This window comes from Gordonia alkaliphila, from assembly GCF_039542465.1.
In the GTDB taxonomy this organism is placed as follows: Bacteria; Actinomycetota; Actinomycetes; order Mycobacteriales; family Mycobacteriaceae; genus Gordonia; species Gordonia alkaliphila.
Genome location: NZ_BAABIE010000002.1, coordinates 128,653 through 150,540, shown reverse-complemented (window position 1 = coordinate 150,540; position 21,888 = coordinate 128,653). Strand labels below are relative to the sequence as shown.

General features: G+C 70.1%; 22 protein-coding genes. 21 read left to right on the top strand and 1 reads right to left on the bottom strand.

Features of this window, described 5'->3' with window-relative positions; all coding sequences use genetic code 11:
- Window positions 1-27: 27 nt before the first annotated feature.
- The 9 genes from ABD989_RS02590 (at window position 28) to ABD989_RS02550 (ending at window position 9,083) form a co-directional block, all read left to right on the top strand.
- Window positions 28-1,347, top strand: coding sequence for a glycosyltransferase 87 family protein (locus ABD989_RS02590; protein ID WP_345312319.1), 1,320 nt, complete (start codon window positions 28-30; stop codon window positions 1,345-1,347).
- A 57-nt stretch (window positions 1,348-1,404) separates the two neighbouring features.
- Window positions 1,405-3,486, top strand: a complete 2,082-nt coding sequence (gene thrS, locus ABD989_RS02585) for a threonine--tRNA ligase (RefSeq protein ID WP_345312318.1) — start codon at window positions 1,405-1,407, stop codon at window positions 3,484-3,486.
- Entirely contained in the window at window positions 3,483-4,016 is a 534-nt protein-coding gene (locus ABD989_RS02580; protein ID WP_345312317.1) for an ATP adenylyltransferase, read from the top strand. The genes thrS and ABD989_RS02580 overlap by 4 nt, the downstream gene beginning before the upstream one ends.
- Window positions 4,013-4,678, top strand: coding sequence for a phosphatidylinositol phosphate synthase (pgsA, locus tag ABD989_RS02575; RefSeq protein WP_345312316.1), 666 nt, complete (start codon window positions 4,013-4,015; stop codon window positions 4,676-4,678). Before ABD989_RS02580 ends, pgsA begins: the two co-directional genes overlap by 4 nt.
- A complete protein-coding gene (locus tag ABD989_RS02570) occupies window positions 4,675-5,574 on the top strand; it encodes a phosphatidylinositol mannoside acyltransferase (RefSeq protein ID WP_345312315.1) in 900 nt (299 codons plus the stop codon). Before pgsA ends, ABD989_RS02570 begins: the two co-directional genes overlap by 4 nt.
- The gene (locus ABD989_RS02565; protein ID WP_345312314.1) at window positions 5,571-6,695 is read left to right on the top strand and encodes a glycosyltransferase family 4 protein; all 1,125 of its coding nucleotides are present in this window, start codon (window positions 5,571-5,573) and stop codon (window positions 6,693-6,695) included. The genes ABD989_RS02570 and ABD989_RS02565 overlap by 4 nt, the downstream gene beginning before the upstream one ends.
- Before the next feature lie 10 nt (window positions 6,696-6,705).
- Window positions 6,706-7,218 (top strand): NUDIX hydrolase, encoded by a 513-nt coding sequence (locus tag ABD989_RS02560; protein ID WP_345312313.1) that lies wholly within the window; start codon window positions 6,706-6,708, stop codon window positions 7,216-7,218.
- 132 nt (window positions 7,219-7,350) lie between these two features.
- Window positions 7,351-8,256, top strand: coding sequence for a pyridoxal 5'-phosphate synthase lyase subunit PdxS (pdxS, locus tag ABD989_RS02555; protein WP_345312312.1), 906 nt, complete (start codon window positions 7,351-7,353; stop codon window positions 8,254-8,256).
- A gap of 41 nt (window positions 8,257-8,297) precedes the next feature.
- Entirely contained in the window at window positions 8,298-9,083 is a 786-nt protein-coding gene (locus ABD989_RS02550) for a PP2C family protein-serine/threonine phosphatase (RefSeq protein ID WP_345312311.1), read from the top strand.
- A 55-nt stretch (window positions 9,084-9,138) separates the two neighbouring features.
- Here the strand turns inward: ABD989_RS02550 and ABD989_RS02545 are convergent, their stop codons facing one another.
- Window positions 9,139-11,076, bottom strand: a complete 1,938-nt coding sequence (locus ABD989_RS02545; protein WP_345312310.1) for an acyl-CoA dehydrogenase family protein — start codon at window positions 11,074-11,076, stop codon at window positions 9,139-9,141.
- Between the two features lie 54 nt (window positions 11,077-11,130).
- On the opposite strand from ABD989_RS02545, the gene ABD989_RS02540 reads away from it, so the two are divergent.
- From ABD989_RS02540 to ABD989_RS02485, 12 genes are all read left to right on the top strand, one after another.
- Window positions 11,131-11,985: an acyl-CoA thioesterase gene (locus tag ABD989_RS02540; protein WP_345312309.1), complete on the top strand. Its 855-nt coding sequence runs from the start codon at window positions 11,131-11,133 to the stop codon at window positions 11,983-11,985.
- Window positions 11,982-12,584, top strand: a complete 603-nt coding sequence (pdxT, locus tag ABD989_RS02535; protein ID WP_246995753.1) for a pyridoxal 5'-phosphate synthase glutaminase subunit PdxT — start codon at window positions 11,982-11,984, stop codon at window positions 12,582-12,584. The genes ABD989_RS02540 and pdxT overlap by 4 nt, the downstream gene beginning before the upstream one ends.
- Before the next feature lie 17 nt (window positions 12,585-12,601).
- A complete protein-coding gene (locus ABD989_RS02530) occupies window positions 12,602-13,357 on the top strand; it encodes a YebC/PmpR family DNA-binding transcriptional regulator (protein ID WP_246995755.1) in 756 nt (251 codons plus the stop codon).
- Window positions 13,358-13,436: 79 nt separating this feature from the next.
- Window positions 13,437-14,039, top strand: coding sequence for a crossover junction endodeoxyribonuclease RuvC (gene ruvC, locus ABD989_RS02525; protein ID WP_246995757.1), 603 nt, complete (start codon window positions 13,437-13,439; stop codon window positions 14,037-14,039).
- On the top strand, window positions 14,036-14,632 hold the full coding sequence (gene ruvA / locus ABD989_RS02520) for a Holliday junction branch migration protein RuvA (RefSeq protein ID WP_246995759.1): 597 nt from the start codon (window positions 14,036-14,038) through the stop codon (window positions 14,630-14,632). Before ruvC ends, ruvA begins: the two co-directional genes overlap by 4 nt.
- Window positions 14,629-15,714: a Holliday junction branch migration DNA helicase RuvB gene (gene ruvB, locus ABD989_RS02515; protein ID WP_345312308.1), complete on the top strand. Its 1,086-nt coding sequence runs from the start codon at window positions 14,629-14,631 to the stop codon at window positions 15,712-15,714. Before ruvA ends, ruvB begins: the two co-directional genes overlap by 4 nt.
- A 76-nt stretch (window positions 15,715-15,790) precedes the next feature.
- Window positions 15,791-16,171 carry a preprotein translocase subunit YajC gene (gene yajC / locus ABD989_RS02510; protein WP_345312307.1) on the top strand — a complete coding sequence of 127 codons (381 nt, stop codon included), beginning with the start codon at window positions 15,791-15,793 and terminating at the stop codon, window positions 16,169-16,171.
- 8 nt (window positions 16,172-16,179) lie between these two features.
- Window positions 16,180-16,851 (top strand): SecDF P1 head subdomain-containing protein, encoded by a 672-nt coding sequence (locus ABD989_RS02505; protein ID WP_345312306.1) that lies wholly within the window; start codon window positions 16,180-16,182, stop codon window positions 16,849-16,851.
- A 55-nt stretch (window positions 16,852-16,906) separates the two neighbouring features.
- On the top strand, window positions 16,907-18,505 hold the full coding sequence (gene secD, locus ABD989_RS02500) for a protein translocase subunit SecD (RefSeq protein ID WP_345312305.1): 1,599 nt from the start codon (window positions 16,907-16,909) through the stop codon (window positions 18,503-18,505).
- On the top strand, window positions 18,502-19,596 hold the full coding sequence (secF, locus tag ABD989_RS02495) for a protein translocase subunit SecF (protein ID WP_345312304.1): 1,095 nt from the start codon (window positions 18,502-18,504) through the stop codon (window positions 19,594-19,596). Before secD ends, secF begins: the two co-directional genes overlap by 4 nt.
- Window positions 19,593-21,302, top strand: coding sequence for an ABC transporter substrate-binding protein (locus ABD989_RS02490; protein ID WP_345312303.1), 1,710 nt, complete (start codon window positions 19,593-19,595; stop codon window positions 21,300-21,302). Before secF ends, ABD989_RS02490 begins: the two co-directional genes overlap by 4 nt.
- Entirely contained in the window at window positions 21,287-21,865 is a 579-nt protein-coding gene (locus tag ABD989_RS02485; RefSeq protein WP_345312302.1) for an adenine phosphoribosyltransferase, read from the top strand. Before ABD989_RS02490 ends, ABD989_RS02485 begins: the two co-directional genes overlap by 16 nt.
- Window positions 21,866-21,888 lie beyond the last annotated feature (23 nt).

Sequence of the window (21,888 nt, the reverse complement as noted above, 5' to 3'; positions counted from 1 at the left end):
CGCACCATTCGGGCGTACCCTCGGCTGGTGCACGACGCTCCGGACGTAGCGCGTCCGCTCCGCCCCGTCGCCACCCCGGTGGTGGTGGTCGCGTGCGTGCTCGCCCTCGTGGCCGTCGTCTGGCACCTCTGGTACCTCCCGCTCACCGAACCCGGTTACGGGCTGTTCACCAACGGCATCGACACCAAGGTGTATCGCGGCGGTGCGCGCGCGGTGTTGCACGACACCCCGCTGTACAGCGAGCCGGTCTATAAGGTCTGGCAGTTCACCTATCCGCCGTTCGCCGCGCTGGCGCTGACCCCGCTCGGTCTGCTCGGACCGTACGAGGCGTTCCGGCTGATGAACGCCGTGAACGTGCTCTGCCTCCTGCTCCTAATCTTCCTCACGCTGCGCGCGCTGCGGTTCCGCCGCGACGGCCGTTTCTGGCTCACCCTGGTGGCGCTCGCGGTGGCGGCGACTCTGGCCGAACCGGTCCGCACCACCATCTGGAACGGGCAGATCAATCTGGTCCTGGCGGTGCTCGTGGTCGGGTGCCTCACCCTGCCGCTCGGTCGGTGGCGGGGGGTCGGCGTCGGCCTGGCGGCCGGCATCAAACTGACGCCGCTGTTCTTCGCCGGCTACCTCCTGGTCACCAAGCAGTGGCGGGCACTGGTCACCGCCCTGGTCGTCTTCGCCTTGACCGTCGCGCTCGGCTTCGCCGTTCTGCGCGGCCAGGCCGCCGAGTTCTGGACCGGGATCGGCGAGGACACCTCCCGGATCGGTCCGGTCGACGCGGTGGCCAATCAATCGTTCAACGGCTTCTTCGCCCGAATGGGCACCGTCGGCGTCTGGCACGCACCCACCTGGCTGTGGCTGCCGGTCGGCGTGGTGCTCGCCGCGCTCGGTCTCTACGGCGCCTGGCGGGCGTATCGGGTCGGCGCCGAGATGCTGGCGATCACGTTGACCGGACTCACGGCCTGCGCGGTTTCTCCGTTCTCCTGGGGCCACCACTGGGTCTGGCTGGTGCCGCTGCTGATCATCGCGCTGGTGCAGGCGGCCGACGCCGCGCGCCGCGACCGCCCGTGGACCTGGCTGTGGTGGCTGGCGCCCGCGGGAGTCGTCGCGATCGGTTACACCTGGCGGGTCGGTGTGCTCGAGGACGGGGTGGAACGCTGGCGCTTCGGCAGCTACCGGCTCTTCTGGCCACCGGAGGGCCGCGGTTGGGACACGGCCGTCGCCGTGATCGGCTCCGGCGCCTACCTTTGGGTGTTTCTCGCGACTGTGGTTGTCACGCTGTGGTGGACGGCCCGCGTCGACCCGATACGATTCAAGCCGAACGACGTCGCCGCGCCGGTGACGTCGTCCTGACCACCCCGATCAGCGCACAACGCGCTGATTAGCGCAGAACACCGAGGAGTCCCCGCCGTGCCCGACCAAGCCGCGCCCGAACGAGTCGCACTACCGGAGTCCTTCCGGGTCCCGGCCGGCACTACCGCGGGCGACGCCATGCGGGAGCTGGACCTGCCCAACAAGGGTCCGCAGGCCGTGGTCGTCGTCGCCGAAACCGATGGGACGCTGCGCGACCTGGCGTGGGCGCCGACCGTCGACACCGACGTCGCACCGGTGACCGCCGACTCCGAGGCCGGCCGGAGTGTGATCCGGCACTCGGCCGCGCACGTGCTGGCGCAGGCGGTGCAGGCGATCAATCCGGACGCCAAGCTGGGCATCGGCCCGCCCATCAAGGACGGCTTCTACTACGACTTCGAGGTCGAGGAACCGTTCACCCCCGAGGACCTCAAGGCCCTCGAGAAGAAGATGAAGCAGATCATCAAGTCCGGTCAGCGCTTCTCCCGCCGCGTGTACGACAGCAAGGACGCCGCCCGCGCCGAACTGGCCGGCGAGCCCTACAAGCTGGAACTGATCGACGACAAGGGCGCGGCCGACGACGACGAGATCATGGAGGTCGGCGCCGGCGAGCTCACCGCGTACGACAACCTGAATCCGCGCACCGGCGACGTGATCTGGAGCGATCTGTGCCGTGGCCCGCACGTGCCGACCACCAAGTACATTCCGGCGTTCACGCTGACCCGCAGCTCGGCCGCCTACTGGCGCGGTGACCAGAGTCTGGCCGACCTGCAGCGCGTGTACGGCACCGCCTGGGAGTCGACCGAGGCGATGGACGCCTACCTCGACCTGCTGGCCGAGGCCGAGAAGCGCGACCACCGTCGTCTCGGCAGCGAATTGGACCTGTTCAGCTTCCCCGACGAGCTCGGCTCGGGTCTGCCGGTGTTCCATCCCAAGGGCGGCATCATCCGCCGCGAGATGGAGGACTACTCCCGCGAACAGCACGCGGCCGCCGGCTACGAGTTCGTCAACACCCCGCACGTGACCAAGGGCCAGCTGTTCGAGACGTCCAAGCACCTGGAGTGGTACGCCGACGGCATGTTCCCGCCCATGCACCTGGACGCGGAGTACCACGACGACGGCACCGTGCGGAAGCCCGGCCAGGACTACTACGTCAAGCCGATGAACTGCCCGATGCACAACCTCATCTTCAACTCGCGGGGCCGCAGCTACCGCGAGCTGCCGCTGCGACTGTTCGAGTTCGGAACGGTGTACCGGTACGAGAAGTCCGGCGTGGTGCACGGCCTGACCCGCGCCCGCGGCTTCACCCAGGACGACGCCCACATCTACTGCAGGCAGGACCAGGTGGTCGAGGAGCTGGGCACCACCCTGAGCTTCGTGCTGCAGTTGCTCCGGGACTACGGCCTCGACGACTTCTACCTGGAACTGAGCACCAAGGATCCGGAGAAGTACGTCGGCACCGACGAGCTGTGGGAGGAGGCCACCGAGACCCTCCGCACCGTCGCCGAGGACTCCGGCCTGGAACTGGTACCCGATCCGGGCGGCGCGGCCTTCTACGGCCCGAAGATCTCGGTGCAGGTCAAGGACGCCCTCGGCCGCACCTGGCAGATGTCGACCATCCAGCTCGACTTCTTCCTGCCCGAACTGTTCGACATGGAATACACCGCATCCGACGGCACCAAGCAGCGCCCGGTGATGATCCACCGCGCCCTGTTCGGTTCCATCGAACGCTTCTTCGGCGTGCTCACCGAGCATTACGCCGGCGCCTTCCCGGTGTGGCTGGCCCCCGTGCAGGTGGTCGGCATCCCGGTGGCCGAGGCCTTCGCGCCGCACCTCGAGTCGGTGGTGCATCGCCTCAAGGGCCGCCGCGTCCGCGCCGAGGTGGACCACTCCGACGACCGTATGCAGAAGAAGATCCGCAACCACACCACCTCCAAGGTGCCGTTCATGCTGTTGGCCGGCGAGCGCGACGTGGAGGCCGGCGCGGTGAGCTTCCGTTTCCGCGACGGCACCCAGCTCAACGGCGTGCCGGTGGACGAGGCCATCGTCGCGATCGACGAGTGGGAGGAGTCGCGCCGCAACGATTCGCCGACCGCCGAGACGATGGGGGCCATGCTCGAGGTGGCCAGGAAGCGCCGATGACCGACCCGCTGCAGCGGTTGTGGACACCGCACCGGATGAGCTACATCACCTCGGCGCCGCCGCCGCGGACCACCGAGGACGGCACCCCGCTGACCGGGCATCCGTTCCTGGACATCCCGCTGATGTCCGACGAGGAAGGCCTGGTCATCGCCCGCGGCGAGGCGGTCTACGCGGTACTGAACCTGTACCCGTACAACCCGGGCCACACCATGGTGGTGCCGTACCGGCAGGTCGCCGACCTGGAGGAGTTGACGCCCGCCGAGTCGGCGGAGCTGATGGCCTTCACCCAGCGCACGATTCGCGCCATCAAGTCGGTGTCGAATCCGAATGCGTTCAATGTGGGGCTCAATCTCGGCTCGGCGGCCGGCGGTTCGCTGTCCGAGCATCTGCATCAGCACATCGTGCCGCGCTGGACCGGTGACGCGAACTTCATCACCGTGGTCGGCGGCACCAAGGTGATCCCGCAGTTGCTGCAGGAGACCCGCGCCCTGCTGGCGCAGGCGTGGACGGCGCTGGGGGAGTCCGAGTGATCAGTTTCAAAGGGCGCATCGTCGTCTCCAAGGTGACCGATCCCATCGGCCGATTCCTGCTCCGCATGGGGCTCACCCCGGACGCGATGACCATCCTCGGCACCGTGGTGACGGTCGCCGCCGCGATCGGTCTGTTCTCGCAGGGCTACCTGTTCATCGGGGCACTGGTGTGCTGGGCGTTCGTCATGGTCGACATGATCGACGGCGCCATGGCCCGTGCACGCGGCGGCGGCACCCGCTTCGGTTCGGTGCTCGACGCCACCTGCGACCGCATCGCCGACGGTGCGATCTTCGGCGCCCTGGCCTACTGGGCCGCCGTGGCCGAGCCGCATTCGTGGCTCCTGGTCGCGACCCTGATCTGCCTGGTCACTTCGCAGGTGATCTCCTACGCCAAGGCGCGCGCCGAGGCGGCCGGACTGCAGGGTGACGGCGGCCTGATCGAGCGGCCCGAACGCCTCATCATCGTGCTGGTCGGCGCCGGGTTCACCGATATGCCGGGCCTGCATCTGGACTGGGCCATCCACGTCGCGATGTGGGTGCTCGCCTTCGCCAGCGTCATCACCGTCGGCCAACGCATGTGGTCGATCTACACCTCGCCCGGTGCCCGCGAACTCATCCCGATGGCGCCGCGGACCGACGACGACGCAGAGGCGGCCTCGTGACCAGCTGGCAGGAGCGGATCGCCGACCTCGGCTACCGCGCGGGCTGGGCCGCGGTCCGACACGCGCCGGAGTCGGTGGCGCGCAAGAGCTTCGACCTCGTCGGGACGCTCGCCGCGCGCGGCGGCGGCCCCGAGCAGCTGCGCAAGAATCTGGCGCGGGTGATCGGCACGACGCCCGAGCAGGTGCCGGACGCGCTGGTGGAGCAGTCGCTGCAGTCGTACGCGCGGTACTGGCGTGAGGCGTTCCGGCTGCCGAGCACCGATCCGGCGGACATCGTCGCCACGACGTACCTGTCGCCGGAGGACACCGCGCTGGTCGCCGAACTCGTCGACGCCGGCCGCGGCCTGATCTTCGCCTTGCCGCATTCGGGGAACTGGGACACCTGCGGCGTGTGGCTGGTGGCCCATCACGGCCAGTTCTCCACGGTCGCCGAACGCCTCAAGCCCGAGTCGCTGTTCAACCAGTTCGTGCAGTACCGCGAATCCCTCGGCTTCGAGGTGTTCCCGCTGACCGGCGGCGAGCAGCCGCCGTTCGAGATCCTCGCGCAGCGCCTGCGCGCCGGGGGCGTGGTCTGCCTGATGGGCGACCGCGACCTGTCCGACCACGGCGTGCCAGTGACCTTCTTCGGTGAACGCACCCGCATCCCCGCGGGCCCGGCCAAACTGGCGATCTCCACCGGCGCCGCACTGGTCGCGGTGCACCACAGCTACCCGGACGCGGACACCTCCCAGATGGTGCTCACGCCCGTCGAGGTGGACGACGACGTCGCCGTCACCACCCAGCGCCTGGCCGATGCCTTCGCCGCCGGGATCGCCACCGCACCCGCCGACTGGCACATGCTGCAGCCGCTGTGGGAGGCCGACTGGTCGGCCGCCCGCCGGGAGCGCCTGGGATGAAGATCGGGATGATCTGCCCGTACTCGTTCGACGTACCGGGCGGCGTGCAGGCGCATGTCGTGGAACTCGCGGAGGTCTTCATCCGACGCGGCCACCACGTGCGCGTGCTGGCCCCGGCCGCGCTGGACACCGACCTGCCCGACTACGTCGATTCGGCCGGGCCCGCCCTGGCCATCCCGTACAACGGCTCGGTGTCCCGGGTGAACTTCTCGCCCAAGGGGCTGCGCCGCCTGCGCCGCTGGCTGGCCGACAACGAGTTCGACGTCCTGCATGTGCACGAACCGAACTCGCCGAGCTTGTCGATGCTGTCGCTGATGGTCGCCACCGGGCCCATCGTCACCACCTTTCACACCGCCACCACAAAGTCGCTGTGGCTGTCCCTGTTCGACGGCATGCTCCGCCAGTTCCGCGAGCGGATCTCCGGCAAGATCGCCGTCTCCGAACTGGCCCGCCGCTGGCAGATGGAATCCCTCGGCAACGACGCCGTGGAGATCCCCAACGGCATCAACGTGGCCCAGTTCGCGCAGGCGCCGCTGCTCGACGGCTTCCCGCGGCCCGGCCGCACGCTGGTGTTCCTGGGCCGTTTCGACGAGCCACGCAAGGGCATCGACGTCCTGATGCGGGCGCTGCCGCGCATCGTCGAACGCTATCCGGACATCACCGTGCTGGTGGTCGGCGGCGGCGACGGCAAGGCCCTCACCCGACGCGCCGGGGACCTGGCCGGACACCTCGAGTTCCTCGGGATGGTCGACGACCAGACCAAGGCGCGCGCGCTGCGCAGCGCCGACGTCTACGTGGCGCCCAACCTCGGCGGCGAGAGCTTCGGCATCGTGCTCGTGGAGGCGATGGCCGCCGGCGCCGCCGTGGTGGCCAGCGATCTGGTGGCCTTCGGTCGCGTCTTGGACGAGGGCTCCGCGGGCACCCTGATGGAGACCGGCTCGCCCGGTGCCCTCGCCGACGCGGTGATCGGCCTGCTCGACGACGAAGGCGCCCGGCAGGCCCAGATCGAACGCGGCCGCCGACGCGCCGACCTGTACGACTGGTCGCGGGTGGCCGACCAGATCGAGAAGGTCTACGAATCGGTCACGCTGGGCGCCGGCCCGGTGGTGGTCTCGGATTGAGCGGCCCGCGATGACACTCGGAGACTTCGGCATCACCGCCGCGGTGGTGCTGGGCGGCGGCGCGCTGATCTGGCTGGGCATCCTGGCTGCCACCCGCGCCACCCGCCTCAACCGCCTGTACGTGCGGGTCGACCTGGCGCGCGCCTCACTGCTGGCCGCGCTGGACCGCCGGGCGGTCGTCGCCCGGGCCATCGCGTCGACGAGCACCGATGTGGAGCTGGGCACGGCGCTGGTGGCCGCGGCCGACCGTGCGGAGGACGCCGACACCGCCGACCGCGAGTTCGCCGAGAACACGCTGACCACGGTGCTGGCGCAGACCGACCCCGCGGACCGTCCGTCGGCGCTGACCGCCGAGTTGGCCGACGCCCAGGCGCGGGTGAGCATCGCGCGGCGCTTCTACAACGATTCGGTCCGGGATGCGCGGACGCTGGCCGGGCGCCGGATGGTGCGGATCCTCCGGCTGGGCGGGCACGCACGACCGCCCGACTATTTCGAGATCAGCGAACGAGTGAGTTCGAGCTGACCCACAGCGCGCGTGTCCGAGTGCATCGGCAATAATGTTGCGCACGGCGTGCGCTCAGGGAGGTCTGATCTCCCGACCACGTCACCAGAAGGCGGCAGCCCGCCGCATCCGCAGAGTTTCAGGAGTCACTACGTGAGCACCGAGCCCACCACCACCCCCGCCACCGGCACCGCGCGCGTGAAGCGCGGAATGGCCGAGATGCTCAAGGGCGGCGTGATCATGGATGTGGTGACGCCGGAGCAGGCCAAGATCGCCGAGGACGCCGGCGCTGTCGCCGTCATGGCGCTCGAGCGCGTGCCCGCCGACATCCGTGCCCAGGGCGGCGTGTCGCGGATGAGCGATCCGGACATGATCGACGGCATCATCGCGCAGGTCTCCATCCCGGTGATGGCCAAGGCCCGCATCGGGCACTTCGTCGAAGCGCAGGTCCTGCAGAGCCTCGGTGTCGACTACATCGACGAGTCCGAGGTGCTGACCCCGGCCGACTACACCAACCACATTGACAAGTGGGCGTTCACGGTGCCTTTCGTCTGCGGCGCCACCAACCTCGGTGAAGCACTGCGACGCATCACCGAGGGCGCGGCGATGATCCGCTCCAAGGGCGAGGCCGGCACCGGCGACGTCTCCAACGCCACCACTCACATGCGCAAGCTGCGCGATCAGATCCGCTGGCTCGGCTCGCTGCCCGAGGACGAGCTCTACGTCGCGGCCAAGGAACTGCAGGCCCCGTACGACCTCGTCGCCGAGGTGGCTCGCGAAGGCAAGCTGCCCGTCACGCTGTTCACCGCCGGCGGCATCGCCACCCCGGCCGACGCCGCGATGATGATGCAGCTGGGTGCCGAGGGTGTGTTCGTCGGTTCGGGAATTTTCAAGTCGGGCAACCCGGAGCAGCGCGCCGCGGCTATCGTCAAGGCGACCACGTTCTACGACGACCCCGATGTGCTGGCTCAGGTCTCGCGCGGGCTCGGCGAAGCGATGGTCGGCATCAATGTCGACGAGATTCCGCAGCCGCACCGGTTGGCTGAGCGCGGCTGGTGATCCGCGGATATCGCAGCAGACGGCGTAAAGGGGACGTGTCGATGACCGAAGCGGTGATCCTGCGGGACACCTCGGCCAGTGGTACCGATGAGGTCGACGGCATCCGTCTGGATTGGGCGGTGGCCTGCCACGTGGGTCGGGTGCGCCCGGCCAACGAGGACGCGGCGGTCGCCCTGCCCGGTCGCTACCTGCTCGCCGACGGCATGGGCGGACACGAGAGCGGGGAACTCGCCAGCGAGGCGGCCCTCGTGACCCTCGCCGACGCCCCGGTGGGTGTGTCGCTCGCGCAGACCTCCGGTGCGCTCGAGGGCCTGCTGGTGAAGGCTCAGAACCGCATCGGCGCCCTCGAAGGCGATTCGGCGCGACGTGCGGGCACCACCGCCACCGGCGTCGTGCTCGCCACCGAGCACGACGAGCCGCACTGGGTGGCGTTCAACATCGGCGATTCCCGCACCTACCTGATCACCGGCGACCGGCTGCGCAGCGTGAGCGTGGACCACTCGCAGGTCCAGGAACTCGTCGACAGCGGTGTCCTCACCCCGGAACAGGCCCGCGTGGACCCGCGCCGCAACGTCATCACGCGTGCCCTCGGCGCCGGCATGACCACGCCGGAGGCCGACTACTTCGCCTTCCGTGCGGTGTCCGGCGACGTGCTGCTGCTGTGCTCGGACGGACTCAACGGCGAACTCACCGACGACGAGGTGGAGGCCGTGGTGGCCGGGGCCGAGGGTGACCTGACCGTCGCCGCCGAGTCGCTGGTCGAATGCGCTCTGCTCAGCGGCGGCCACGACAACATCACGGTGCTCCTGGTCCGCCTGGCCGACTGATCATCGAGACCGACCGACCCCGGGGCACGCCTGCCCCGGGGTCGCTCGCATCCGGCTACCCGAGCATCGGCACGTCGAGCGCGACCGCGGGCACCCCGAAGGCGTCGACGAGGTCGTCGGCGACCGGCCGCAGACGCTCGCACAGGTCGTTGACCCCGCGGCGAATGGCCTTGGCGCGCTCCACCGACACGAAGCGGTGCATCAGGAACCAGCCGAGGTCGTCTTCGAGCGTCGAGTAGACGAACAGGTCGCGCACGGTCGCCAGCACGGCGCGCTCGGGGCTGTCGGCGGGCAACTCCTCGACGGCGTGCTGGAACGACTCCAGGGCGAGCCGGTCGATGTGCGCCTGACCGGCCTTGATCAGGTGGTCCTGGGTCTGGGTGAACACCTCGAAGGCGTCCGCGTCGTCGTCGGTCGCGCGCCGCAGCCGAGCCGCCACGGTGCGGACCAGGTGGTCCTCGCGGCCGGTCAGCAGCGCGAGCTGCGTCTCCGGGTCGGTGAGATCGCTGTCTTCGGGGGCCTCGTCCGACGAGTCCAGGACCGACTGCAGGATCTGCCGGACCGCGGTCTTCTCCAGCGCGACGTCGCGGGCCATCGAGGCGGCGAAGCGCACCCAGCCGACGGTGTCGAGGTCGTCGACGTCGGCCGCGTAAGCGGTCAGCAGGTCCTTGGCCACCAGCTGGGTCAGCACCAGGTTGTCGCCCTCGAAGGTGGTGAACACGTCCAGGTCGTCGCGGATCAGCGGCAGGCGGTTCTCGGCCATGTACCCGGCGCCGCCGCACGCGGTGCGCGCCTCGATCGCCGCATGCGAGGCCAACGACGAGTGGCCCACCTTGATGGCGGCGGCCCGGGACTCCAGGCGTCGCATGGCGTCGGGGTCGACGGTGTCGGCGGGCACCGACTGCACCTCGTGCAGCTGCGCGGTCACCGCGTTCTGCGCCAGGGCGAAGGCGTAGGCGCGCGCCACCAGCGGCAGCAGACGACGCTGGTGGGTCCGGTAGTCGAGCAGCAGCAGTGCGCCGCCGTCGCCGGGTCCTTCGAACTGGCGCCGGTGCAGGGCGTACTTCACCGCGAGGGTCAGGGCCAGCCGCCCGGCGGCGCCGGCGGACGCGCCGACGGTCACCCGCCCGCGCACCAGCGTGCCCAGCATGGTGAAGAAGCGTCGGTTGTCCGACTCGATCGGGCTGCGGTAGGTGCCGTCGGGGTCGACGTCGGCGTAGCGGTTCAGCAGCGATGTGCGCGGAATGCGGACCTGATCGAATACGATGCGACCGTTGTCCACACCGGGCAGGCCGCCCTTGTACCCGCAGTCGGACGTGGTGACGCCGGGCAGATCGTGGCCGGCCTCGTCGCGGATGGGGACCACGAAGCAGTGCACACCGTACCCCTGCCGGTCCTGCCCGGGACCGGCGGTGCGCAGCTGCGCGAACACCGCGGCGTAGCGGGCGTGCTCGGCGGCGCCGCCGATGTAGTCCTTGCGTGCCGATGGGGTGGGGGAGTCGATGACGAATTCCTGCGTCGCGGCGTCGTAGGTCGCGGTGGTCTCCAACTGCTGGACGTCCGAGCCGTGGCCGGTCTCGGTCATCGCGAAGCAGCCGAGCACGTCGAGGTCGATGAGGCCGGACAGGTATTCGCGGTGGTGGGCTGCGGTTCCCAGGTTCTCCACGGCGCCGCCGAACAGACCCCACTGCACGCCGGCCTTCACCATCAGGGAGAGGTCGCCGTAGCCGAGCGTCTCGATCGCGGTGATGGCCGCACCCGGATCGCCGGGGGCGTCGTCGGACGAGAAGCCCTGGGCGGGGAAGCCGAGCGGCACCATGGCGGCCATCGCCTCGAGCATGCGGGCCCGGTAGTCGGCGAGCGGGACGCCGGCCTGCGGGACCAGGCCGGCGGCCTGGATGTGGTCGCGCACCACCTTGCGGGTGTCGGCCCAGCGGCCGTCGAGAACGGCTTGCAGGGATGCGGACAGGGCGGTGTCGGTGTTCGCAGTCATGGTTTTCAACCTACCCATCCGGAAACGACGGGGGCCGGGTGCGATAATCGAGCGGTGCCGAGTATCGAGGAGATCCTTGCCGTCGAGCGGATCGATGATGACATCTACCGGGGCGGAGTGTTCCCGAGCGGACTGCGGCGCACCTTCGGTGGCCAGGTGGCCGGTCAGGCCCTGATTTCGGCGACCAAGACGGTCGACCCGAACTTCGCCGTGCATTCCCTGCACGGCTACTTCCTGCGCCCGGGCAAGACCGATCGCCCGGCGGTGTTCCTCGTCGACCGCATCCGTGACGGACGCTCGTTCATCACCCGGCGCGTCACCGGCGTCCAGGACGGCGAGGCCATCTTCTCGATGTCGGCGTCGTTCCACATCGTGGGCGACGAGGGCATCGAACACCAGGACCGGATGCCGTCGGCGGTGACGCCCGAGGAACTGCCCGACGACGCCCACACCATGAGCGAGGCGCAGCGCAGCCTGTTCGCCGAGTGGGAGAACTTCGATGTCCGGATCGTGCCGCGCGATCAGCTGGTGCCCGTGCCCGGGCTCGCCGCGCAGCAGCGCGTGTGGTTCCGCTACCGCGATCGCCTGCCCGACGACCAGCTGCTGCACGTGTGCACTCTGGCGTACATGAGCGACATGACGCTCCTGGGCTCGTCGAAGACCCCGCACCCGGAGGCGCGGACGCAGACCGCCTCGCTCGATCACGCGATGTGGTTCCTGCGGCCCTTCCGCACCGACGACTGGCTGCTGTACGACCAGACCTCGCCGTCGGCCGGTGCCGGCCGCGCCTTGACGCAGGGCCGGATCTTCGATCGGTCCGGCGCGATGGTGGCCGCGGTGACCCAGGAGGGGCTGACCCGCTCCAACGTGCCCGCCGATCAGGTCTCGATCATGAAGGGCGGCCAGTGACGGCGACCGTCGGTGTCCTGGCGTTGCAGGGTGACGTGCGCGAGCATCTCACCGCTCTGACCTCGTGCGGGGTGCGGGCCGTTCCGGTGCGCCGCGCCGCCGAGCTCGCCGCCGTCGACGGCCTGGTGCTGCCGGGCGGCGAGTCGACCACGATGAGTCGGCTGCTGGGCGTCTTCGACCTGTACGCACCGCTGCGCGCGGCCCTGGCCGACGGGCTGCCCGCGTACGGGTCGTGCGCGGGGATGATCATGCTCGCCTCCCGCATCCTGGACACCCGTGCAGATGCCCGCCACCTCGACGCACTGGACATCACGGTGCGCCGCAACGCTTTCGGCCGCCAGGTGGCCTCGTTCGAGACCGATCTCGCCTTCGCCGGAATCACCGACCGGCCCGACGCCGACCCGATGCGGGCCGTCTTCATCCGGGCACCGTGGGTCGAAGACGTCGGCTCCGGCGTCGACGTGCTGGCCACCGTGCCGACCGGACCTGCGGCGGGGCGTATCGTCGCTGTTCGAGACGGTAACGTGCTCGCCACGTCGTTCCATCCCGAGGTCACCGGCGATCTGCGGGTCCATCAATACTTCGTCGAGATGCTCTAAAGAAAGGCGCACCAACCATGTCTGGGCACTCCAAATGGGCCACTACCAAGCACAAGAAGGCCGTCATCGACGCCAAGCGCGGCAAGATGTTCGCCAAGCTGGTCAAGAACATCGAGGTCGCGGCCCGCACCGGCGGCGGTGACCCGGCCGGCAACCCGACGCTCTACGACGCCATCCAGAAGGCGAAGAAGACGTCGGTCCCCAACGACAACATCGAACGCGCCCGCAAGCGCGGCGCCGGGGAAGAAGCCGGCGGCGCCGACTGGCAGAACATCACCTACGAGGGCTACGGCCCCAACGGCGTGGCGCTGCTGATCGAGTGCCTCACCGACAACCGCAACCGCGCCGCCAGCGAGGTGCGCATCGCGATGACTCGCAACGGCGGCAACATGGCCGACCCGGGTTCGGTGGCCTACCTGTTCACCCGCCGCGGTGTGGTGACGCTGCCCAAGAACGAGCTCGACGAGGACGACGTCCTGATGGCCGTGCTCGACGCCGGCGCCGAAGAGGTCAACGACCTCGGCGACCACTTCGAAGTGGTCTGCGAGCCCACCGACCTGGTGGCCGTGCGCACCGCGCTGCAGGACGCCGGCATCGACTACGACTCGGCGGATCCGGACTTCCGCGCCTCGGTGGAGGTGCCCGTCGACGCCGACGGCGCCCGCAAGGTGCTCAAGTTGATCGACGCACTGGAGGATTCCGACGACGTCCAGGACGTCTACTCCAACGTCGACATCAGCGACGAGGTCCTCGCCGAGCTCGAGAACGACTGACCGCGCCGCTCCCACCGATCGTCGCACCGGTGCGCTACGATATCGAACAGTTGTTCGTCAGTAGCGGAGGTGTGTCGCGGTGCGGGTGATGGGAGTGGACCCCGGACTCACCAGGTGCGGTATCGCCCTGGTGGAGTCCGGCGCCGGTCGCGCGGTGGTGGCCCTGGACGTGGACGTGGTGCGTACCCCCGCGTCGATGGAGCTGCCCGATCGCCTGCTGGCGATCTACGCGGCCGCCCAGCACTGGATGGACACGCATTCGCCCGACGTGGTGGCCGTGGAACGGGTCTTCGCCCAGCGCCAGGTGAGCACCGCGATGGGCACGGCGCAGGCCGCAGGCGTGGTGGCCCTGGCCGCCGCGCAGCGCGGGGTGCCGGTGCGCTTTCACACGCCCAGCGAGGTGAAGGCCGCCGTCACCGGCTCCGGTCGCGCCGACAAGGCGCAGGTCACCATGATGGTGACCCGAATCCTCGGGATGCAGCAGGCGCCGAAGCCGGCCGACGCCGCCGACGCGCTCGCGCTGGCCATCTGCCACTGTTGGCGCGGCCCGGTCAACGACCGGATGGCGGCCGCGGCGGAGCAGGCGAAACTCGCCCAGGAAGCGCATCGGCGGCGGTTGGAGCAGGCGCGACTCGAGCAGGCACGGCTGGCACAAGCACGACAGGAAGCGGTGGGGCAGTGATTTCTTCGGTCTCCGGCGAGATCATCGACATCGCACTCGATCACACGGTGGTCGAGTGCGCGGGCGTCGGCTATCGGGTGCTGGCCACCCCGCCGACCCTGGCCACGCTGCGCCGCGGCGAGCACGTGCGGCTGATGACGGCGATGGTGGTCCGCGAGGACTCGATGACCCTGTACGGCTTCCTCGATCCGGACGCGCGCGAACTGTTCGGCGTGCTGCAGACCGTCACCGGCGTCGGCCCGCGGCTGGCCATGGCCACGCTGGCGGTCCTCGAACCCGACCACCTGCGGCGCGCCCTGGCCGATTCCGACGTGAAAGCCCTGCAATCGGTGCCCGGCATCGGCAAACGGGTGGCCGAACGCCTCGTGGTGGAACTGCGCGACAAGGTCGCCGCACCGGCCGGCGTTCCGGGCGCGCCGACCGGCGCTCCGGCGACGGCCGTCGGCGGCCAGGTGACCGAGGCCCTGATCGGTCTCGGCTTCACCGAGAACGCCGCCGGTCAGGCCGTCGCGAAGGTGTTCGAGGCACAGCCGGACGCCGATGCGCAGACCGCACTGCGCGCGGCGCTGGCCGGACTCGGACGGCGCGGATGAGCGGGGACGGGCTCGACGACGCCGAACTGATGGCGGCCATGGCCGTGCCCGGCGACTCCGAGCTCGACAACAGTCTCCGGCCCAAGGCGCTCGGCGACTTCATCGGTCAGCCGAAGGTGCGTGAGCAGCTCGAACTCGTGCTGCACGCCGCGCGCAACCGCGGCCGGACCCCCGACCACATCCTGCTGTCCGGTCCGCCCGGACTGGGCAAGACCTCGCTGGCGATGATCGTGGCCGCCGAATTGGGCGCGGCCATCCGCATCACCTCGGGCCCGGCCCTGGAACGCGCAGGCGACCTGGCCGCCATGCTGTCGAACCTGGTCGAAGGCGACGTCCTGTTCATCGACGAGATTCACCGCATCGCCCGTCCCGCCGAGGAGATGCTGTACCTGGCGATGGAGGACTTCCGGGTCGACGTGGTGGTCGGCAAGGGGCCGGGCGCCACCTCCATTCCGCTCGACGTGGCACCGTTCACACTGGTCGGCGCCACCACGCGCTCCGGCGCGCTCACCGGACCGTTGCGCGACCGCTTCGGGTTCACCGCGCACATGGAGTTCTACGAACCCGAGGAACTGGTCCGCGTGCTGCGCCGGTCGGCGTCGATTCTGGGCATCGCCCTGTCCGACGAGGCCGCGATCGAGGTGGCGCGCCGCTCCCGCGGCACGCCCCGCATCGCGAACCGGCTGCTGCGGCGCGTCCGCGACTACGCCGAGGTGCGCGGCGACGGCCGGGTGGACCTGACCGGGGCGCGGGCCGCGCTGGCCGTGTACGACGTCGACGAACTCGGCCTGGACCGACTCGACCGCGCCGTCCTCGGCGCCCTCGTCCGCGGCTTCGGCGGCGGCCCGGTGGGCGCGTCCACCCTCGCGGTGGCAGTCGGGGAGGAACCGGCCACCGTCGAAGAGGTCTGCGAGCCGTTCCTGGTGCGCGCGGGCATGGTGGCGCGCACCCCGCGGGGCCGCGTGGCCACGGCTGCCGCGTGGGATCACCTCGGTCTCACGCCGCCCCCGGGGGCGTTGCACCCGGCGCTGGGCGTGCGCGCCCGCGACGACGTCGATCCCACGCTGTTCGACAAGGGCTGAGCGCGGTCCGCCGTCAGAGGGCGGACGCCGACCCTGACCACCGGGCCGCGCGCCTGCGCCTGGCACACTGGAGGGCATGGACGGACTTTTCCTGCCGCTAATGCTGGCGCTTCTCGTGGTGTTCCTCTTCATCAGCTTCCGCAACCAGAAGAAGCGGACCCAGGCGATGAACGAACTGAAAGCGCAGGCCGTGCCCGGCGCCCGCATCCAGCTGAGCTGCGGCCTCTTCGGCACCGTGCACAGCGACGACGGCGGCGAGTCCGTCGAGGTGGAGATCGCCCCCGGCGTCATCACCACGTGGAACCGCCTGGCCATCCGCGATGTGATCGCCGACGAAGCCCCCGAGTACACGCCCGGCGACAACCCCCGTGAGGACCTCCCCGGCGTGGAGAAGGCCGGCGACGACCCTGCGGATACGCCGGATACGCCCAACGACCCCGAGGCGAAGGACAAGTAGCCCTCGCCATGAGTGCATCGACCCGACGCCCGCTGTGGCAGCCGCTGACGGCTGTTGCGGCGGTTCTGGTGATGGCGCTCGCGGTGGTCCTGGTGGTCATCGCCTCGACGTCCGACGACGAAGCTCCGGCTGCTACCGCGTCCGCGACCAGCGCGGCGCCGAACGGGCAGCCGGAGCGGGTCGCGATGCGGCCGGTGGCGCTCGACGGCATGCGGGAGGCCGACCCGGGTGCACAGGGCCCCGGGCTGCTCCAGGCGCCCGCCGACGCCGACGACACCGCACCGGCCGGCCTGCGCGCGCAGATGTCCGAGGTGGACTGCGCCGCGGACCGCGGCCCCGCAGCACGCGACGAATACCTGGTGACCTGTGACGAGGACGGCGCGACGGTCTACCTTCTCGAACCCGCCGTGTTCGACGGCTCCGCGGTGCAATCGGCGGAGGCCGCCCGCACGGCTGCGGGCGCATGGGTGGTGTCGGTGACGCTGACCCCGGACGGAAGTGACGTCTGGGCCGACTACACCGGCCGAAACATCGGTCGCAGCACGGCCCTGGTGCTGGATTCGACAGTGCTCAGCGTCGCCTCGATCCAGAGCCGGATCGGCGGAACGATGGACCTCAGCGGCGAGTTCACCGAACAGGAGGCGAAGGCACTGGCCAAGGCCTTCACCGGCGACCGATGACCACGCCGACCGCCCTGTACGACAATCACTTCAACGACAAGTAGGCTTTCCGCTCGTGAGCAATCCCACCCCACGTCCGCGCCGGTCCACGGCGCGCCGCGGCGTTCCGCCGTGGCAGCCGTTGACGGCTTTCCTGGTGCTGCTCGGAATCGTGTACGCCCTGGTGTTCTTCACCGGTAACGGCAAACCCGAACCGAAGCTCGGCATCGACCTGCAGGGCGGCACCCGCGTGGTGCTGACCGCCCGCACCGACGACGGCAAGGCGCCGCAGCGCGAACAGCTCGACCTGGCCCGCCAGATCATCGAGCAGCGCGTCAACGGCCTCGGTGTCGGCGGCTCGGAAGTGGTGGTGAACGGCGACAACATCGTCATCACGGTTCCGGGTGACGACGGCAAGCAGGCCCGCGCGCTGGGACAGACCGCCCGCCTGTACATCCGCCCCGTCGACCCGACCGCCGGCGTGGCGAACGCCGCACCGGCGCCGGAGGACCAGGGCCCGCGCCCGTCGGAGCAGACCGCGGCGGAGCAGGCCGAGGCGATCGCCGAGCAGCGTCGTCTGCGGCAGGCACCGGCCGATGCCGATCCGGCGCGCCTGCAGCAGCTGCGCGACCAGATGGCCAAGGTGACCTGCAGCGCGAACGACCCGCTGGTGGGCCACGACAAGCCGAACGAATACCTCGTCGCCTGCGACGAAGACGGCAAGATGGTCTACCTGCTGGAGCCGATGATCATCGACGGCCGCGACGTGGAGAAGGCCTCGGCCGTCCAGAACGAATCGGGCGCCTGGGTGGTCTCGGTGGACTACCGCGGCGAGGGCCGTAAGGCCTGGGCCAAGTACACCGGCGAGAACATCGGCCGCGACACCGCGGTGGTCCTGGACTCGAAGGTGGTCAGCGCGGCCACCATCCAGTCGCAGATCTCCGGCACCACCGAGATCAGCGGCAACTTCACGCAGGCCGAGGCCACCGCGTTGGCCAACGCCCTCAAGTACGGTTCGCTGCCGCTGTCGTTCACAGCGTCGGAGGCGGAGACCGTCTCGGCCACCCTCGGCTGGCAGGCGTTGCGCGCGGCGCTGATCGCCGGTCTGATCGGCCTCATCGCGGTGCTGATCTACTCGCTCGCGTACTACCGGATGTTGGGCTTCCTGGCCGCGGGCTCGCTCGTGCTCGCCGGCCTGATGGTCTACGGCATCATGGTGCTGCTGGGCCGCTGGATCGGGTTCACCCTCGACCTGGCCGGCATGGCCGGTCTGATCATCGGTATCGGCATGACCGCCGACTCGTTCGTCGTCTACTTCGAACGCATCAAGGACGAGATGCGCGAGGGCCGGAGCTTCCGGTCGGCGGTGCCACGCGGTTGGGCCAGTGCCCGACGCACCATCTGGACCGGTAACGCCGTCAGCTTCATCGCCTCCGTGGTGATCTACGCGCTGGCCGTCGGCGAGGTCCGCGGCTTCGCGTTCACCCTCGGCTTGACCACGATCCTCGACGTGCTCGTGGTGTTCCTGGTGACCCATCCGCTGGTCGAGCTGGCCACCCGGTCCGAGTTCCTGTCGCGACCCAGCATCAACGGCCTCGGCGCGGTCAGCGAGGTGGCGCGCGAGCGGCGCGCCGCCGCCGCGAGCAAGCGCGCCACGAAGGAGTCGGTCCGATGACCCATCAGCAACCCCCGACCCCGGCCGACCGCGGTCGGTCCGACACCGTCGTCGACGACACGGCGCCCACCACCGCGAGCGACGAGGCCTTCATCGCCGACAAGGAGCGGGGCTTCTTCTCCCGCCTGTACAGCGGCACCGGCGCCTTCGACATCATCGGCAAGCGCCGTCGCTGGTACGCGGTCTCGGCCGTCATCCTGCTGATCTGCATCCTCTCGATGATCTTCCGCGGCTTCACCCTCGGCATCGATTTCGAGGGCGGCACCCAGATCTCGCTGCCCAACAAGGCGCCGATGACCACCTCTTCGGTGGAGGAAGTCGTCAGCGACGCACTCGGCATCGCCCCGCAGCAGGTGCAGACCGCGGGCAGCGGACCGTCGTCGACCATCCAGATCCGCATGGAGCACCTGGACCAGCAGCAGACCGCGATCGTCTCCGAGGCGCTCGCCGAAGCCTTCGCGCCGGCCATCACGGTCAACGACGTCTCCAGCTCCGACGTGAGTAGCACGTGGGGCAAGGAGATCACCCGCAAGATGGTGATCGCGCTCGTCGTGTTCCTGGTGGTCGTGTTCGTCTACATCGCGATCCGGTTCGACCGGGAGATGTCGATCGCGGCGATGGCCTCGATGATCTTCGACCTCGTGGTGACCGCGGGAGTGTATTCGCTGGTCGGCTTCGAGGTGACGCCGGCGATGGTGATCGGTCTGCTCACCATCCTCGGCTTCTCGGTCTACGACACGGTGGTGGTCTTCGACAAGGTGGAGGAGAACACGCGCGGCGTGTTCGCCACGCTCCGCCGCACCTACGCCGAACAGACCAACCTGGCGGTCAACCAGACGTTCATGCGCTCGATCAACACGACCGTCATCTCGGTGTTGCCGATCATCGCCCTGATGATCGTCGCGGTGTGGCTGCTCGGCGTCGGCACCCTGAAGGACCTGGCGCTGGTGCAGCTGGTCGGCATCATTGTCGGCACCTACTCGTCGATCTACCTCGCGTCGCCGCTGCTGGTGTCGATGAAGGAGCGTCGTAAGGACGTCGCCGAGCACACGCGCAAGGTGCTGGCCCGGCGGGAGCGGAGCGCGGCGTGAGTCGTGCCCGGCGCTGGACTCGGGTCGCCGTCGCCGGTCTCACCGCGGTCCTCGCCGCGTCGCTGGCGGCCTGCGGCGACTCCGGCGCCGACCGGGTGAACTATCTGATCGACGCCGGTGTCGGCAACTACAACGTCAACACGGTCGCCGGCTACGCCTCCGGCGCGGTGATGGCGCTGGCCCGGGTGCAGCCCGGCTTCAGCTACCTCGGACCGGACGGCCAGGTGGTGCCCGACCACGACATCGGTTCGGTCACCGTGGAAGAGGGTCCGTCGCTCACGCTGCGGTACACCTTCGCCAAGGACTCCGTCTACTCCGACGGCACCCAGATGACGTGCGACGACATCGCCTTGGCGGCGGCCGCGATGGGCGGCAAGCTGCGCGGTTTCGACGCGGCGACCCACGCCGGATACCGGGACATCGCCCGGGTGGACTGCACGCCGGGGGAGAAGACCGCGCTGGTGACCTTCGCACGCGGTCGCGACTACGCCCAGTGGCCCGCGCTGTTCGGTGTCGGCGCCCTGCTGCCCTCGCACGTGGTGGCCCGGATGGCCGGCGAGGACGACCTCGTGGGGGCGCTCGACTCCCGTGATCAGGACCGGATCGGCAAGATCGCCACGGCCTGGAACACCGGTTTCACCCTGACCCCCGGCCAGGAGATCAACCAGGACGACTTCGTCTCCGCGGGCCCGTACCGCGTGGCGCGATACACCGTCGACGGCGGCCTGGAACTGACCGCGAACGACAAGTGGTGGGCGCAGGCCCCGGTGACCAAGAACGTCACCGTGTGGCCGCGCGGCACCGACGCGGGCAAGGCGGTCGACGAGGGCCGGATCGACGTCGCCGACACCGCCGACCTGAGCGTCGGGGACCGCGTCGCCGGACGGGCCACCGCGGAGCTGGACGGTTCGGAGAACCGCACGGCCGAGCAGGATCCGCGTCCGCTGTCGGTCACCGAACTGGTGCCCGCCGCCCGCGGGGTGATGGCCGATCCGCTGGTGCGCCGCGCCTTCGCGTCGTGCGTGCCCCGCGACCGCCTGGCGCAGCGCTTCGGCGCCAACGGGCTGGTGTGGTCGCTGCGAACGGTGGCCCCCGCCGACTCGCTCAGCGGTGCCCTGAACGAACAGTTCGCCCGCCGCTACCCGCGTGCGGACGTGCGTCGGGCCCGCACCCTGCTCGCCCAGCGTCCCACCGACGAGAACGGGCGGCGGCCGAAGGTGAACATCCGCCTCGGCTACGTGGGTCCGGACCCGGTGGCTGCGGCCGTGGTGGCCGACATCAGCGGGTCGTGCAGCGCTGCGAACATCACCGTGACCGACGCGGCCTCGCCGGAGGTGACCCCGGGCGACCTCGGTCGGTCGGTGGACGTGCTACTCACCAACGGGCCCACCGGCAGTGCCGCCGCGGGCACGGCCTCCGGTTTCCCGGACGCCTTCGCGCTCTTCCGCGGCGATCCGCTGAACCTGTCCGGGTTCGACGATGCGCGGGCCGCCGGCGCCATCAACGACCTGTCGTTGACCGACGTCGGCAGCACCCGGCTCCCGCTGATCCGCACGGTGGAGACAGCGGCGTGGGACCGGTTGGCCTCGATCCCGCTCTACGGCACCGTCCGGGCCCGGGAACACACTCCGCAGGTCGCACGCGTGGTGCCCGGCCTGGCCCGCACCGGCACCGGCTGGAACATGGATCGATGGGAACTGACGTGACCGACTCGTTGGATTCGGCAGCCGTGCTGCGCGCGCAGGCGGCGATCGATCGGCATGCCCGGCTTGTCGCGGACTTTCCGTCGCCGGGTATCAGTTTCAAGGACCTCACCCCGGTGCTGGCCGACGCCGCCGGACTGGACGCGGTGGTGGGAGCACTCGCCGAGCACTGCGCCGGGGCCGACCTGATCGCCGGCGTCGACGCGCGCGGCTTCCTGCTGGGCGGTGCGATCGCCCGCGAGTTGGGTGTCGGGCTGGTGGCCGTGCGCAAGGGCGGCAAGCTGCCGCCGCCGGTGGTCGGCATCGACTACGAGCTGGAATACGGCAGTGCCCGCCTGGAACTGCCCGCCGAGGGCATCGCCTTCGCGGGACGGTCGGTGGCCGTCGTCGACGACGTCTTGGCCACCGGCGGCACGCTGCTGGCCGCCGCCCGTCTGCTGCGTCAGATGGAGGCTCGGGTGCACGGGCTCGCCGTGGTCATGGAGCTGGCCGAACTCGACGGGCGCGGCACCCTGTCGGCCGGTTTGGGGACGGACGTACCGGTGTGGGGACTCTGCACCGGGTGACCCGAGTGCAGCGGATAAGCTCG